The 13,304-nt window shown below is 62.0% G+C and carries 13 protein-coding genes (1 of these 13 only partly in view); 2 read left to right on the top strand and 11 right to left on the bottom strand.

Annotated elements, in window-relative coordinates; translation table 11 throughout:
* The 8 genes from msrP to mrcB form a co-directional block, all read right to left on the bottom strand.
* A protein-coding gene (gene msrP / locus OCX61_RS23455) for a protein-methionine-sulfoxide reductase catalytic subunit MsrP (protein WP_261941597.1) crosses the window boundary here: on the bottom strand, window positions 1-59 show its 5' portion. It extends 955 nt beyond the left edge of the window; the window shows 59 of its 1,014 coding nt (coding positions 1-59); it begins with the start codon at window positions 57-59; the stop codon falls past the left edge of the window.
* Window positions 60-142: 83 nt separating this feature from the next.
* A complete protein-coding gene (gene pssA / locus OCX61_RS23460) occupies window positions 143-985 on the bottom strand; it encodes a CDP-diacylglycerol--serine O-phosphatidyltransferase (RefSeq protein WP_085677241.1) in 843 nt (280 codons plus the stop codon).
* Window positions 986-1,135: 150 nt separating this feature from the next.
* Window positions 1,136-2,152 carry a ketol-acid reductoisomerase gene (gene ilvC / locus OCX61_RS23465; protein WP_003250043.1) on the bottom strand — a complete coding sequence of 339 codons (1,017 nt, stop codon included), beginning with the start codon at window positions 2,150-2,152 and terminating at the stop codon, window positions 1,136-1,138.
* Window positions 2,153-2,207: 55 nt separating this feature from the next.
* Window positions 2,208-2,699: an acetolactate synthase small subunit gene (ilvN, locus tag OCX61_RS23470; protein ID WP_003250040.1), complete on the bottom strand. Its 492-nt coding sequence runs from the start codon at window positions 2,697-2,699 to the stop codon at window positions 2,208-2,210.
* 1 nt (window position 2,700) lies between these two features.
* Window positions 2,701-4,425 carry an acetolactate synthase 3 large subunit gene (locus OCX61_RS23475; RefSeq protein WP_060484248.1) on the bottom strand — a complete coding sequence of 575 codons (1,725 nt, stop codon included), beginning with the start codon at window positions 4,423-4,425 and terminating at the stop codon, window positions 2,701-2,703.
* 408 nt (window positions 4,426-4,833) lie between these two features.
* Complete coding sequence (locus tag OCX61_RS23480; RefSeq protein WP_261941598.1) at window positions 4,834-5,166, bottom strand: YqcC family protein; 333 nt, start codon at window positions 5,164-5,166, stop codon at window positions 4,834-4,836.
* Window positions 5,166-5,954, bottom strand: coding sequence for a tetratricopeptide repeat protein (locus OCX61_RS23485; protein WP_315973262.1), 789 nt, complete (start codon window positions 5,952-5,954; stop codon window positions 5,166-5,168). Before OCX61_RS23485 ends, OCX61_RS23480 begins: the two co-directional genes overlap by 1 nt.
* 16 nt (window positions 5,955-5,970) lie before the next feature.
* Window positions 5,971-8,292: a penicillin-binding protein 1B gene (mrcB, locus tag OCX61_RS23490; protein ID WP_085677238.1), complete on the bottom strand. Its 2,322-nt coding sequence runs from the start codon at window positions 8,290-8,292 to the stop codon at window positions 5,971-5,973.
* A gap of 117 nt (window positions 8,293-8,409) precedes the next feature.
* On the opposite strand from mrcB, the gene OCX61_RS23495 reads away from it, so the two are divergent.
* Both OCX61_RS23495 and OCX61_RS23500 read left to right on the top strand, forming a co-directional pair.
* Entirely contained in the window at window positions 8,410-9,972 is a 1,563-nt protein-coding gene (locus tag OCX61_RS23495) for a bifunctional aminoglycoside phosphotransferase/ATP-binding protein (RefSeq protein ID WP_261941600.1), read from the top strand.
* A 173-nt stretch (window positions 9,973-10,145) separates the two neighbouring features.
* Window positions 10,146-10,424 (top strand): TfoX/Sxy family protein, encoded by a 279-nt coding sequence (locus OCX61_RS23500; protein WP_027917659.1) that lies wholly within the window; start codon window positions 10,146-10,148, stop codon window positions 10,422-10,424.
* A gap of 197 nt (window positions 10,425-10,621) precedes the next feature.
* On the opposite strand, the gene OCX61_RS23505 is transcribed toward OCX61_RS23500, so the two are convergent.
* The 3 genes from OCX61_RS23505 to OCX61_RS23515 are packed head-to-tail and all read right to left on the bottom strand — an operon-like array spanning window position 10,622 to window position 13,272.
* Entirely contained in the window at window positions 10,622-11,509 is an 888-nt protein-coding gene (locus OCX61_RS23505) for a ChaN family lipoprotein (protein ID WP_261941601.1), read from the bottom strand.
* A gap of 12 nt (window positions 11,510-11,521) precedes the next feature.
* The gene (locus tag OCX61_RS23510; protein ID WP_261941602.1) at window positions 11,522-12,289 is read right to left on the bottom strand and encodes a heme ABC transporter ATP-binding protein; all 768 of its coding nucleotides are present in this window, start codon (window positions 12,287-12,289) and stop codon (window positions 11,522-11,524) included.
* Window positions 12,289-13,272: a FecCD family ABC transporter permease gene (locus OCX61_RS23515; protein WP_261944357.1), complete on the bottom strand. Its 984-nt coding sequence runs from the start codon at window positions 13,270-13,272 to the stop codon at window positions 12,289-12,291. The genes OCX61_RS23510 and OCX61_RS23515 overlap by 1 nt, the downstream gene beginning before the upstream one ends.
* Window positions 13,273-13,304 lie beyond the last annotated feature (32 nt).

A 13,304-nucleotide genomic window follows, 5' to 3' on the forward strand; every position in this document is an offset into this window, starting at 1 on the left:
CCTTCAGGGGTGATCTCCGTTGCCTTGCAATCGGAAGACCTGGGAAGCTTGATGAGCATGGTTGGTCGGCTCCACAGCACTGGATAACGGATGTACCAGTATGACTATGGAGCCGGAGGGTTATTCCAACGTTAAGCGATTTTCACGCTTTGCGCCGGCGAGCCCGCAGCAGGAACTGGATCGGCCCCGATGCCGCATAGGCGAGGAAGATCAGCAGCAGGATGCGCGGTGGGTCGCTGAACACAACGGCAAACACCAGCACCACCGCGAGGATTGCCACGAACGGCACACGCCCCTTGAGGTCCAGCTCCTTGAAGCTGTTGTACTTGATGTTGCTGACCATCAGCATGCCGGCAGCGGCAACCAGCAGTGCCACCAGGAACGACAGCTTGGAGCCCTGGATGCCGTAGTCGCTGAACGCCCACACGGTACCGGCGACCACACCGGCGGCGGCCGGGCTGGCCAGGCCGATGAAGTAGCGTTTATCGGCAGTGCCCACCTGAGTATTGAAACGCGCCAGACGCAGGGCTGCACCGGCCACATAGATGAAGGCGACCATCCAGCCGACCTTGCCCATGTCACCAAGCGCCCAGCCAAAGGCCAGCAAGGCCGGGGCCACGCCGAAGGCGACCATGTCCGACAGCGAGTCGTACTCGGCACCGAAGGCACTCTGGGTATTGGTCATGCGCGCCACACGACCATCAAGGCCGTCGAGCACCATGGCCACGAAGATCGCAATGGCGGCGAAGGCGAAATACTTGCTCGCCTCGCGTGGGTCGCCAGCGCTCTGCGCACTCATCGAGCTGATGATGGAATAGAAACCGGCAAACAGGTTGGCGGTGGTGAATAGGTTGGGCAGCAGGTAGATGCCGCGATGGCGCACCTTGCGCCCTTCGGCGTCATGCCCTTCTTCAACGTGCTCATCGACAGGTAGCAGGCTTTCGGCGTCGGAGGGCTTGTTCGGCTCTTCGGGACGTTCGCTCATGGAGGGTACCTTGCAACAGGATGGAAAATGTTCGACACGGGCCCGCGAAACAGGTTCTGACGGCGGGCCACTGGTCTGCTTTATACCAGAAGCTGACTGCCAGAACGAAAAAACGCGGCCGAAGCCGCGTTTTTCATCTTTCGATAAGACTCAGTTCTTGGTCTTGTCGACGATTTTGTTAGCCGAGATCCACGGCATCATCGAACGCAGTTGCTCGCCGATGATTTCGATGCCGTGAGCGGCGTTGTTGCGGCGCTTGGCGGTCATCGATGGGTAGTTGGTAGCACCTTCGGAGATGAACATCTTCGCGTACTCACCGTCCTGGATGCGCTTCAGAGCGTTGCGCATGGCCTTGCGGGATTCTTCGTTGATGACTTCCGGACCGGTGACGTACTCACCGTACTCGGCGTTGTTGGAGATCGAGTAGTTCATGTTGGCGATGCCGCCTTCGTACATGAGGTCAACGATCAGCTTCAGCTCGTGCAGGCACTCGAAGTAGGCCATTTCCGGCGCGTAGCCAGCTTCGACCAGGGTTTCGAAACCGGCTTTGACCAGCTCTACGGTACCGCCGCACAGAACAGCCTGCTCACCGAACAGGTCGGTTTCGGTCTCGTCTTTGAAGGTGGTTTCGATGATGCCGGTACGGCCGCCACCCACACCCGAAGCGTAGGACAGGGCGACGTTCTTGGCGTTGCCCGAAGCGTCCTGGTAGATAGCGATCAGGTCAGGGATGCCGCCGCCTTTGACGAACTCGGAGCGAACGGTGTGGCCCGGGGCTTTCGGCGCGATCATGATCACGTCGAGGTCGGCACGTGGAACGACCTGGTTGTAGTGGATCGAGAAGCCGTGGGAGAAGGCCAGGGTGGCGCCCTTCTTGATGTTCGGCTCGATCTCGTTCTTGTACAGCGCGCCCTGGAATTCGTCCGGGGTCAGGATCATCACCAGGTCAGCCGCAGCGACAGCGGTAGCAACGTCGGCAACTTTCAGGCCGTGGGCTTCTGCCTTGGCAACGGTGGCCGAACCTTTACGCAGACCGACGGTAACGTCTACACCGGAGTCCTTCAGGTTGCACGCTTGGGCGTGGCCCTGGGAACCGTAACCGATGATGGCGACTTTCTTGCCCTGGATGATGGAAAGGTCGCAGTCTTTATCGTAGAAAACTTTCATGAAAATACCCCTGGTTATATCTCGGCCCCTGCGGAGCCATCGCTAATTTTTGAATTTAGATGCTGAGCACTTTGTCGCCACGGGCAATGCCGGTAACGCCGCTGCGCACGGTTTCGAGAATCGATGCGGTGCCGATCGCCTGGATGAAGCTGTCCAGCTTGTCGCTGGTACCGCTCAGCTGCACGGTGTACACGCTGGCGGTCACATCGACGATCTGGCCACGGAAGATATCCGTGGTGCGCTTGATCTCGGCGCGCTGGGCACCGGTGGCCTTGACCTTGACCAGCATCAGTTCACGCTCGATGTGAGCGCTTTCCGACAGGTCGACGAGTTTCACCACTTCGACCAGTTTGTTCAGGTTCTTGGTGATCTGTTCGATCACTTCGTCATGGCCAACGGTGGTCAGCGTCAGACGAGACAGGGTCGGGTCTTCGGTTGGCGCCACGGTCAGGCTTTCAATGTTGTAGTTGCGCTGGGAGAACAGGCCGACCACACGGGACAGAGCACCAGGTTCGTTTTCCAGCAGCAGGGAAATGATGTGCCGCATATCAGGTACGCTCCGTCTTGCTCAGCCACATGTCACGCATCGAGCCATCCTTGATCTGCATCGGATAGACGTGCTCGCTGCGGTCGACCGCGATGTCGATGAACACCAGGCGGTCCTTCATCGCAAACGCTTCTTCCAGCTTCGGCTTGAGGTCCTTCAGGCTGGTGATGCGGATGCCCACATGGCCATAGGCCTCGGCCAGCTTGATGAAGTCAGGCAGCGACTCGACGTACGAGTGCGAGTGACGACCGTTGTAGGCCATGTCCTGCCATTGGCGGACCATGCCCAGCACACCGTTGTTCAGGTTGACGATCTTCACCGGCAGGCCGTACTGCATGCAGGTAGACAGCTCCTGAATGTTCATCTGGATACTGCCTTCGCCGGTCACACAGGCCACGTCCTGGTCCGGGAAGTTGAGCTTGACGCCCATCGCCGCCGGGAAGCCGAAGCCCATGGTGCCCAGGCCACCGGAGTTGATCCAGCGGTTCGGCTTGTTGAAGCGGTAGTACTGCGCCGCGAACATCTGGTGCTGGCCAACGTCGGAGGTGACGAAGGCATCGCCATTGGTCACTTCGCACAGCGTCTCGATGACTTTCTGCGGTTTGATGACGTTGCCGTCGCCCTTGTCATAAGGGAACAGCTCGCCATTGCCACGCCACTCGTCGATCTGCTTCCACCAGGCATCCAGCGCCGCCTTGTCAGGCTGCTCGCCGATTTCCTTGAGGATGCCGAGCATTTCGCTGAGCACGCTGTCGACCGGGCCGACGATCGGCACATCGGCCTTGATCATCTTGGAGATCGACGCCGGGTCGATGTCGACATGGATGATCTTGGCGTTCGGGCAGAACTTGGCCGGGCCATTGACCACGCGGTCGTCGAAACGCGCACCGACAGCGAAGATCACGTCGGCATTGTGCATGGCCATGTTGGCAGTGAAGCTGCCGTGCATGCCGAGCATGCCGAGGAACTGGCGGTCGGTACCCGGGAAGCCACCCAGACCCATCAGGGTGTTGGTGACTGGCAGGTTCAGCGACTTGGCGATTTCGGTCAGTGCTTCGGAGCCACCACCGAGAATCACACCGCCACCGGCGTAGACGATCGGGCGCTTGGCGGCCAGGAGCATCTCGGCTGCCTTGCGGATCTGGCCGGAGTGACCACGTACAGCCGGGCTGTACGAACGCAGCTTGACCTTCTTCGGATAGACGTACTCGAACTTCTCGGCCGGATTGGTCATATCTTTTGGAATGTCGACCACGACCGGGCCTGGGCGACCGGATTGCGCCAGGTAGAAAGCTTTCTTGAGTACTTCAGGGATCTCGGTCGGGTTCTTGATCATGAAGCTGTGCTTCACGATCGGCCGCGAGATACCGATCATGTCGGTTTCCTGGAAGGCATCGGTACCTACCATGGTGCTAGGCACCTGGCCGGACAGGATGACCATCGGAATCGAGTCCATGTAGGCGGTGGCAATGCCGGTGATGGCATTGGTCGCGCCCGGGCCGGAGGTTACCAGCACCACACCGGCCTTGCCGGTGGCGCGGGCGTAGCCGTCCGCCATATGGGTTGCCGCCTGCTCGTGACGAACCAGGATGTGTTCCACTTCCGGTTCTTTGAACAGTGCGTCGTAAACATGAAGGAGAGCACCACCAGGGTACCCGTAGATGTGCTTAACGCCTTCGTCACGCAAGAAGCGGACGACCATCTCAGCGCCAGATAAAAGCTCCACGTTGTTCACCTCTAAAACGCCAGAATACCGTCCCTAGTGGACGGGTCTTAATAGGTTTACTGCCAAGCAGAGCATGAGCGAACGTTCAGCACTGACTGAGCAAGTATTGGGAGCTCCCCAGAGTGTTGCGGGGTTTTCCCACCCAGCGCGAGGTAACGCGTTGCGGGGTGTAACAGGCGGCGCGGGTGTGCGCCTCATGATCTGCTTAGCGGGTCTGCTTCTGGCAGTCCCTCTACAGCGGAATCTGGATTCTTGTGATTTGGCGCCTACAAGTCAAGAAAAATTATTGCCAATTTTTCCCCAAGATGAATTCCTGCCACCACTAAAAACCGAGTCAGCAGCAGAAAAAATAAGATTTCCATAAAAAAGGGCCACAATCTGCGGCCCTAGAAGGAAAAACTGAAGAAATCAGGCGGAAGGAGCGATCAATTGATCGAATGCTGCCAACAGCCGGCGCAGCTCGCGGCTTTGTTCCGGACGATCGGTGAACACGGTTTCCGCCATCACCAGGATGCTCGAGGCATTGGGCAGCGGATGGCCGAGCTCGATGATGATCTTCATGCGGGGCAGGAAGATCCATTGCAGCCACTGCTCGAAGCTGAGCGTATCGACCGCGAACGGCACGGTACTGGCCAGCGCTTCATCGCTGGGCGGCTCGTCATCCCACCAGCCCTGCACCTGCAGCTCACGCTCGATGAGCAGCAGGTGGTCGGCGATATCGAGAATGCGTTGCTCGACCATCACGAGTTGACCCGCGCTTTCTGCCGCGCCAAGGCGGCACCGGCGCTGTCACCCTGCTTTTCACGGGCCAGGGCGATGGTGTTCCACAGCTCGGCCTGCAGGTCGGGGCGACCGTTGGCATAGGTCAGAGCACGGCGGGCCAGTTGCTCGGCCTGTGGCGCGTCGCCTTGCGACAGGCGCACCTGGGCCAGGCGGAACAGTACCTGCGGCTCGCGCGGGGCGATGCGCTGGGCACGCTCCAGGCTCGACGCGGCACCATTGTAGTCACCGCTGCCTTGCTGCGACTGGGCGGTGGTCAGCAATGCCAGCACCGGGCCGTCGAGCTGCTCATCGGCCGACAGGCCACCGGAAGCCGTGTTGCTGCGCGGAATGCCGGTCGGTGCGCTGGAAGCAGCCGGCGTGCTGTTCATCGAGGCGATATCGAACGGTTCGTCGGCGATCGGGTTGGGGTTGGTAGTCATCGGTGCCGAAGTAACCGGGCCCGGTGTGATCGGGCCGGTGCTGATCGGAGCCGCGCCGCTGCCGGCCGGGAAGGTCTGGATGCCGGCAGCACCGGCACCTTGCGGGATCATCACGGTCACGCCGGAGTCCTCGGGCAGCGACTGCGCCTGCGCGGTGCCGTTGCTCATGCCCGCGGCCGAACGGTGGGCCTGGACACGCTCACTGTTGGACACCCGGGTGCTCGAGTCCACTACCGGGATGTTGCCACGCTGCACGCTGGAGCAACCCTGGAGCACCACCAGCGCCGTCACGGCAGGAAACAGCCACTTATTCAATTTACACCTCATCAATGCTGCGCTGGGCTCAGTTCATCCAGCCCTTGACCCAGTCCATGACCGACTCTACGGGATTCTGCTCGCCGCCGCAGGTTGCACCGGCGGGCGGTTCACTGCCGCGAATATACGGCATCTGCACGGCTCCCGGACAGCTTCTGTCGGAGCCATGGCCACTGTACGGATCGATCCATGCCTGGACCACGTTGTCGGGTTGCGGCATGTCCAGCGGCAGCGGGTCGGCCTTCTTCATGAAGCTGGTCCAGACCTGCAAGGCGCCGGTGGCACCAGTAAATGGCGTTTTGCCGTTATCGTCACGCCCCATCCACACCACCGCCAGCAGATCCTGGCTGAAGCCGGAGAACCAGCTGTCGCGCGAATCGTTACTGGTACCCGTCTTGCCTGCCAGGGTCAGCGAACTCGGCAGCACGTTGTATACCGAGCGGCCGGTACCCTCGCGCATCACCCGCTGCATGGCGTTCTGCACCAGGTAGATGGAACCCGGGTCGAAGGTCTGCTGGATCTGGAACGGGTAGCGCTTGAGTGGCTCACCTTCCGCGGTCAGCACGCTGCGGATGCCACGCATCGGCGTGTTGAAGCCACCGTTGGCGATGGTCTGGTACATGGTCGCGACCTGCATCGGCGACATGCCGCCAGCACCCAGCAGCATCGCCGGGAAGGCCGGCCAGTCGACGTTGACGCCGAGGCGGCCGATGGTCTTGATCACGTTCGGCACACCCACTTCCAGGCCGAGTTTCGCGGTCGACAGGTTCAGCGAGTTGGCCAGGCCCTGGTACAGGTAGATCGTACCGTGCGAGCGCCGGTCATAGTTCTGTGGGCGCCACACTTGGCCGTCGGCACCCTTGACCGAGAACGGCTCGTCCTGCACCCAGCTGGTCAGGGTGTACTTGCTTGGCTGCTCCAGTGCAGTCAGATAGACCGCCGGCTTGACCAGCGAGCCAATCGGCCGCACGGCGTCGATGGCACGGTTGAAGCCGGCAAAGCCGGACTGGCGACTGCCGATCAGTGCCTGAACTTCGCCGGTTTCCGGGTTGGTCACGACCATCGCCGATTCCACCTCGTCGGCACCTTTGCGCCCGGCCAGGCGCTTGAAGGTTTCGGCCATGGAGGTTTCGGCCTTCATCTGCAGGATCGGGTCGAAACTGGTGAAGATGCGCAGGCCTTCTTCGGTCAAGTCTTCGTCGCGGTAATCCTGGCGCAGCTGACGCTTGACCAGGTCAAGGAAGGCCGGGAACGAACTGTCGGCGAGGCTGCCGCGCTTGGTCACGCCCAGCGGCATCTTCTTCGCCGCATCGACTTCCGCCTGGCTGGCCACGCCCTGCTCGGCCACCAGGTCGAGGACCAGGTTACGTCGCGCCAGCGCACGGTCAGGATAACGCCGCGGGTTGTAGTAAGAAGGGCCCTTGACCATGCCGACCAGCAAGGCGATCTGGTGCAGTTTCAGCTCCGACAGCGGCTGGCTGAAGAAGAACTGACTGGCCAGGCCGAAGCCATGCACCGCACGCTGACCATCCTGGCCGACGAACACTTCGTTGAGGTAGGCCTCAAGAATTTCGCGCTTGTCGTAGTGCATTTCCAGCAGCACGGCCATCATCGCTTCGGTCAGCTTGCGGCTGAGGCTGCGTTCGCTGGTCAGGTAGAAGTTCTTCACCAACTGCTGGGTCAGGGTACTGCCGCCCTGGCGCATCGAGCCGGCCGAGGTGTTGACCCACATGGCACGGGCGATGGACTTGGGCGACACACCGAAGTGGCTGTAGAAGTCCCGGTCCTCGGTGGCGACCAGGGTCTCGAGCAGGTACGGCGGCACCTGGTCGATCTTGATCAGGATGCGGTCTTCGAGGTTCTTCGGGTAGATACCGCCGATCATCAGCGGCTCGAGACGTACCACGTCGAGCTTCTTGCCATTGGCGCCGGCAAGGTCTGCCACATAGTCGCCGGAGAAACGCACCCGCACGAATTGCGCAGGCTCCATGCCCTCGTAGAACTGGAAGCCACGGGTGTTGAGGTCGACGGTATTGCCGTTGACCGCCGCCGCGCCCGGGCCGTTGGCCGCGCTTTCACGCCGGTAACCGAGGGCATCGAGCTCGGTGAGGAAGTCGTTCTTGCTCAGTTTCTGGCCGGAGAACAGCTCCAACGGCCGGGCATACACCTTGGCCGGGATGGTCCAGCGCTTGCCGGAGAACTTCTCCTGAACGATGGCATCGAGGTAAACCGCGAAGCCGGCAACGATCACCAGGCCGACCAGGCTGAGCTTCAAAGCCCAGCCCAGCCAGGCGCGCGAGCGGCCGGTCGGGCGTTTCTGAGGGGTACGAGGATTTCGGGTTCGAGTCATGGCGGCGGATTATACGCACTTTATAAAGGGTAGGCAGGCGCCCTCTGGCGGTAGGCAGGGACGGCACCATTGACCATAATGGCGCTTTCGAATTCCCTGACGCCGGAAGGATTTCCCTTGAGCCAAGCCCTAATCACTGCGTTGCAGAACCCTGCCCTGTACCCTCATCCCGTGGACGGGTTCCAACTCATCGAGACGCACATCTCCTGGGTCCTGCTCACCGGCGAGTACGCCTACAAGATCAAGAAGCCGATGAACTTCGGCTTCCTCGACTTCACCAGCCTGGGCCAGCGCGAGCATTTCTGTAACGAAGAGTTGCGCCTGAACCAGCGCCTGACCGAAGGTCTGTACCTTGAAGTCCTGCCGATCACCGGCAGTGCCGAAGCGCCACAGATCGGCGGTGAAGGCGAAGCGATCGAATATGTGCTGAAGATGCGCCAGTTCCCCCAGGGCCAGATGCTCAATACCCTGCAGGCCAATGGCGAGCTGAATACCAGCCACATCGACCAGATGGCCCGGCAGATTGCCGAGTTCCACCTGCAGGCGCCAAAAGTGTCGCCGGAGCACCCGCTGGGTACCCCGGAAAGCGTGATGGCCCCGGTCGAGCAGAACTTCGAGCAGATCCGCCCGTTCCTCAGCGAAAAAGCCGACCTGCAGCAGCTGGACAACCTCCAGGCCTGGGCGCGCAGCAGCTTCGAGCGCCTGCATGGCTTGCTGCAGGCGCGCAAGGCCAATGGTTTCATCCGTGAATGCCACGGTGACATTCACCTGGGCAACGCCACCCTGATCGACGGCAAGGTGGTGATTTTCGACTGCATCGAGTTCAACGAGCCGTTCCGCCTGACCGACGTCTACGCCGACATCGGCTTCCTCGCCATGGACCTGGAAGACCGTGGCCTCAAGTGCCTGGCACGACGCTTCGTCAGCCAGTACCTGGAGCTGACCGGCGACTACGAAGGCCTGGAACTGCTCAACTTCTACAAGGCCTACCGTGCACTGGTACGGGCCAAGGTCGCCCTGTTCAGCATGCCGGCCAATGCCGACGGCGTGCAGCGTGCCACCACCCTGCGCACCTACCGCAACTACGCCAACCTGGCGGAGAGTTACAGCGCCATCCCTTCCCGCCTGCTGGCCATCACCCATGGTGTGTCGGCGGTGGGCAAGAGCCATGTGTCCATGCGCCTGGTCGAGGCGCTGGGCGCGGTTCGCGTGCGCTCGGACGTGGAGCGCAAGCGCCTGTTCGGTGAACAACCGCAACAGAATGCGGGTCAGCTCGCTGCAGGTATCTATGACCAGGACGCCAGCGTGGCGACCTACCAGCGTCTGCATGAACTGGCGGCGACGATCTTGCGTGCTGGCTTGCCGGTGGTGCTCGATGCCACCTACCTCAAGGCAGAACAGCGCCAGGCCGCTGCGGCCGTGGCCAGCGAGACGGGCGTGCCTTTCCTGATCCTCGACTGCCATGCACCGGAAGCGGTGATCGCCAGCTGGTTGAAACAGCGCCAGGCCGAGAACAGCGACCCGTCGGATGCCACCCTGGAGGTCATCAAGGCACAGCAGGCCAGCCGTGAGCCACTGGATGCCCAGGAGCTGCTACACAGCACCCGCATCGATACCCAGGAAGCCAGCGGCATGGACCAGGTGATCGAGCAGATTCGCCAGCGCCTGCCAGGCCTGTAAGTTCGCTTTACGCCTGTTCCGGCCCGTTGCCGGGACAGGCTCCTCCCCCAGGCCAGGACAGCTCGTCGTCCCCGATGGCAAAAGGCCGCGCATTTCCCAACCCCCGCTACACTCCTTTCTGACCTGCTCGCGATTTATCCCCTAGACCCGTTCAGCCATCGCAAGGAGGCTCGATGAACGATGAATTGCAGCATCTGAAGAATCTTGGCAAGACCTCTGCGCAGTGGTTGCATGCGGCCGGTATCCACAGTGCATCGGACTTGCGCCGGCTGGGCGCCGTGGGTGCTTACCAGGCGGTGAAAACACGAGGATTCCGGGCGTCGAAGGTGCTGTTGTACGCCATTGAAGGTGCATTGCTGGACATGCACTGGAACGATTTGCCAGCCGAACGCAAGGAAGCGCTCAATCAACAACTCGATGCGAAATGCCCCATGCAAAAAAATATGAAATAAACGCACGAAGGGGATTGACGCCGTAATGAGAATCGTTATGATTATCACAAATGGTCGCGAGACTGGTTGGATAAACTAAGAGCCCCTGGTTCGGACTCTCAGATTATCTCCTCATCAGGCTAATCACGGTTATTGACCCGGCATTTTGCCGGGTCTTTTTTTGCCCGCAGGTTTACCCCCGCCTTGGCCCGTGACGGCTATTGGCGCAACTGGGCACAATAGTCCTGCTCAGGCATCGCTGCCGTGTACCAGACATAGTCGGCCACCCCAGGCCCGACCTGTTCGCCTGCCTCCACCAGCAGCACTACCTTGCTCACGCCCTTCGCGCCCAGATCGGCGAGATGCAAAGGCACCCCCAGGTCCTTGCGCGCGTGGTACGCACCGGCGAACAGCAATGCTGGCTGCGGCGCTACCAGCAGCCGTTCGGCCATACGCCGATCACGCTGTTGCTGCACAGCCAGCATCGCTGGCAGCTGGCTTTCCGGCAGCAGGCCACAATGCCCCTGTTTCACCTGTTCCAGCAGTGCCGCCCTGACCGCTGGCGCATTTGACCGGGTTCCCGGCAGAGCCGACGGGCGCCGATAGGCCTGGCGCATTTCTGCCGGTGACAGGTTGGCCGCCAGCAGCGGCACAGGGTGTTGCAAGGCCTCCCGCACGATAGGGCCATATAGCTGCCAGTCCCAGCCATCCTCCCAGGCCAACGCCTTGGGCAGGTCATGCGGCAATTGCGCCTGCCCCATGAGCGCATCGACGCGGGCCTGCTGCTCGGGTTGCAGCATTTCCAACAGCAAACTGCCCTGCGCCCGGCGTTGCTGCAGTGCACGCAGCAACCACAGCTGCAAGGCGTGATGGTCCGGGTTGTCATGCTTCTCACCGACCAATACCCGCGGCGCAGCAGCCAAGCCCTCGATCAGCTGTTCAGGGCTGATCACCTGGCCACTGGCCAGATCGAGGATCTGCCCCAGTTCGGCGTTATCCCGCCCTTCGCTGCTCTGCCAGGCAGGCAACGGCGGCAGGCTGGCCTGGCATCCACCCAACGCCAGCGCCAGGCACAGTAATGAACCGCACAGCAAAGGATGAGCCATGGGCAGTGCCTCCTAGCGGGTAATGATCAGCGGGTGGCCCCGCTCCGGGTGTGCCTGAACCAGCACATCAATACCGAATACAGCCTTGAGTGACACAGGCGTCAGTACCTCCTGCGGCGTGGCCAAGGCATGGCAGCGCCCGCTTTCGAGCAGCAGGATGCGATCACAGTAGCGCGCTGCCAGGTTCAGGTCATGCAGGATCACCAGCACGGCGGCGCCACAGTCGGCAAAACGGCGCACGGCGTCCAGGGTCGTGTGCTGATGCAGCGGGTCGAGCATCGATGTCGGCTCATCCAGCAACAGCGTGGTGCCCTCCTCGCCAGGCCAAAGCTGAGCCAGCACGCGGGCCAGATGCACCCTTTGCCGCTCGCCACCCGACAAGGCCAGGTAACTGCGACCCACCAGGTGCGCGGCATCGGCTGCCTGCAGGGCCCCTTCGATGATCTCGGCATCACGCAGTTGCCCGGTGTCGTGAGGCATGCGCCCCATGGCCACCACTTCCTCGACCTTGAACGAGAACCCCAGGCTGGACACCTGCGGCAGCACCGCCAGGCGCCTGGCGCGCGCCTGCCCTGCCCAGTCGGCCAGCGGCCGGCCTTGCAGCGTCACATGCCCGCGATCCGGCGCCAGCTCGCCCGACAAAACACCCAGCAGGCTGCTCTTGCCGGCGCCATTGGGGCCGAGAACGCCTACGACCTGCCCAGGGCTCAGATGCAGATCAATACCGTGCAACACGTCATGGCTGCCCCGCCTCAAGTGCAGCCCTTCGACTTGCAACATCAACTGCGCCCTCGTATCAGCAGAATCAGGAAGAACGGCGCACCGATAAAGGCGGTGACGATACCGATGGGCAGCTCGGCGGGCGCCAGCAGCAGCCGTGCCGCAAGGTCGGCGAACAGCATGAGTATGCCGCCGGCCAGCAACGATGCAGGCAGTACCACGCGGTGATCGGGACCTGCCAGCAAGCGCACCAGGTGAGGTACAAGCAGGCCAATGAACCCGATCAGCCCCGCCGCCGCCACCGCTGCGCCCACACCCAACGCCGTGCAGAACACCAGTTCGCGCTTGAGCCGCTCCACGTCGACGCCCAGGTGCCGTGCCTCCGACTCTCCCAGCAACAACGCATTCAACGCCTTTGCGCGGCGCGGCAACCACATCGCCACACCGCCTGCGATCAGCAGCAAAGGCCAAAGGCGTTCGTAGCTGGCACCGTTGAGGCTCCCCAGGTTCCAGAAGGTCAGCGTACGCAGGGTGGCATCATCGGCCAGGTAGGAAAACAAGCCTACGGCAGCACCGCCCAGCGCAGTCATGGCCACACCGGCCAGCAACATCGTGGCGACATTGGTCTGGCCGTCGCGACGCCCCAGGCGATAGACCAGCGCGGTCACGCCCAGCCCGCCGATGAAGGCACACAGCGACAACAGGTAGGGGGCAAGCGCCTCCGGCATCCCTCCAAGCCAGCTGCCGCCCACGATGGCCACCGCCGCGCCCATCGCCGCCCCAGCGGCAACCCCCACCAGACCAGGGTCGGCCAGCGGGTTACGAAACAGCCCCTGCATGGCCACACCTGACAATGCCAGTACCGCGCCCACTGCCAACCCCAGCAAGGTGCGCGGCAGACGGATCTGCCCGAGGATCATCTCGGCCTGCTGCACGCCGTCTGCAGCAAGCGGCAAACCCAACAGGCGCAGGCCCGCTCGCAGGGTATCGACCAGCGGCAGGCTGACCGGCCCCAAGGCCAGCGACAGCCAGATCGCCAGCAAGCACAGCAGTGTCAGGCAAACAAACAGCGTTC

Source organism: Pseudomonas sp. LRP2-20 (assembly GCF_024349685.1).
Taxonomy (GTDB): Bacteria; Pseudomonadota; Gammaproteobacteria; order Pseudomonadales; family Pseudomonadaceae; genus Aquipseudomonas.

Coding starts and splice junctions, on each gene's coding strand:
- pssA (WP_085677241.1), bottom strand. CDS start 985: ATGAGCGAACGTCCCGAAGAGCCGAACAAGCCCTCCGACGCCGAAAGC.
- ilvC (WP_003250043.1), bottom strand. CDS start 2,152: ATGAAAGTTTTCTACGATAAAGACTGCGACCTTTCCATCATCCAGGGC.
- ilvN (WP_003250040.1), bottom strand. CDS start 2,699: ATGCGGCACATCATTTCCCTGCTGCTGGAAAACGAACCTGGTGCTCTG.
- OCX61_RS23480 (WP_261941598.1), bottom strand. CDS start 5,166: ATGGTCGAGCAACGCATTCTCGATATCGCCGACCACCTGCTGCTCATC.
- OCX61_RS23485 (WP_315973262.1), bottom strand. CDS start 5,954: ATGAGGTGTAAATTGAATAAGTGGCTGTTTCCTGCCGTGACGGCGCTG.
- mrcB (WP_085677238.1), bottom strand. CDS start 8,292: ATGACTCGAACCCGAAATCCTCGTACCCCTCAGAAACGCCCGACCGGC.
- OCX61_RS23500 (WP_027917659.1), top strand. CDS start 10,146: ATGAACGATGAATTGCAGCATCTGAAGAATCTTGGCAAGACCTCTGCG.
- OCX61_RS23505 (WP_261941601.1), bottom strand. CDS start 11,509: ATGGCTCATCCTTTGCTGTGCGGTTCATTACTGTGCCTGGCGCTGGCG.
- OCX61_RS23510 (WP_261941602.1), bottom strand. CDS start 12,289: ATGTTGCAAGTCGAAGGGCTGCACTTGAGGCGGGGCAGCCATGACGTG.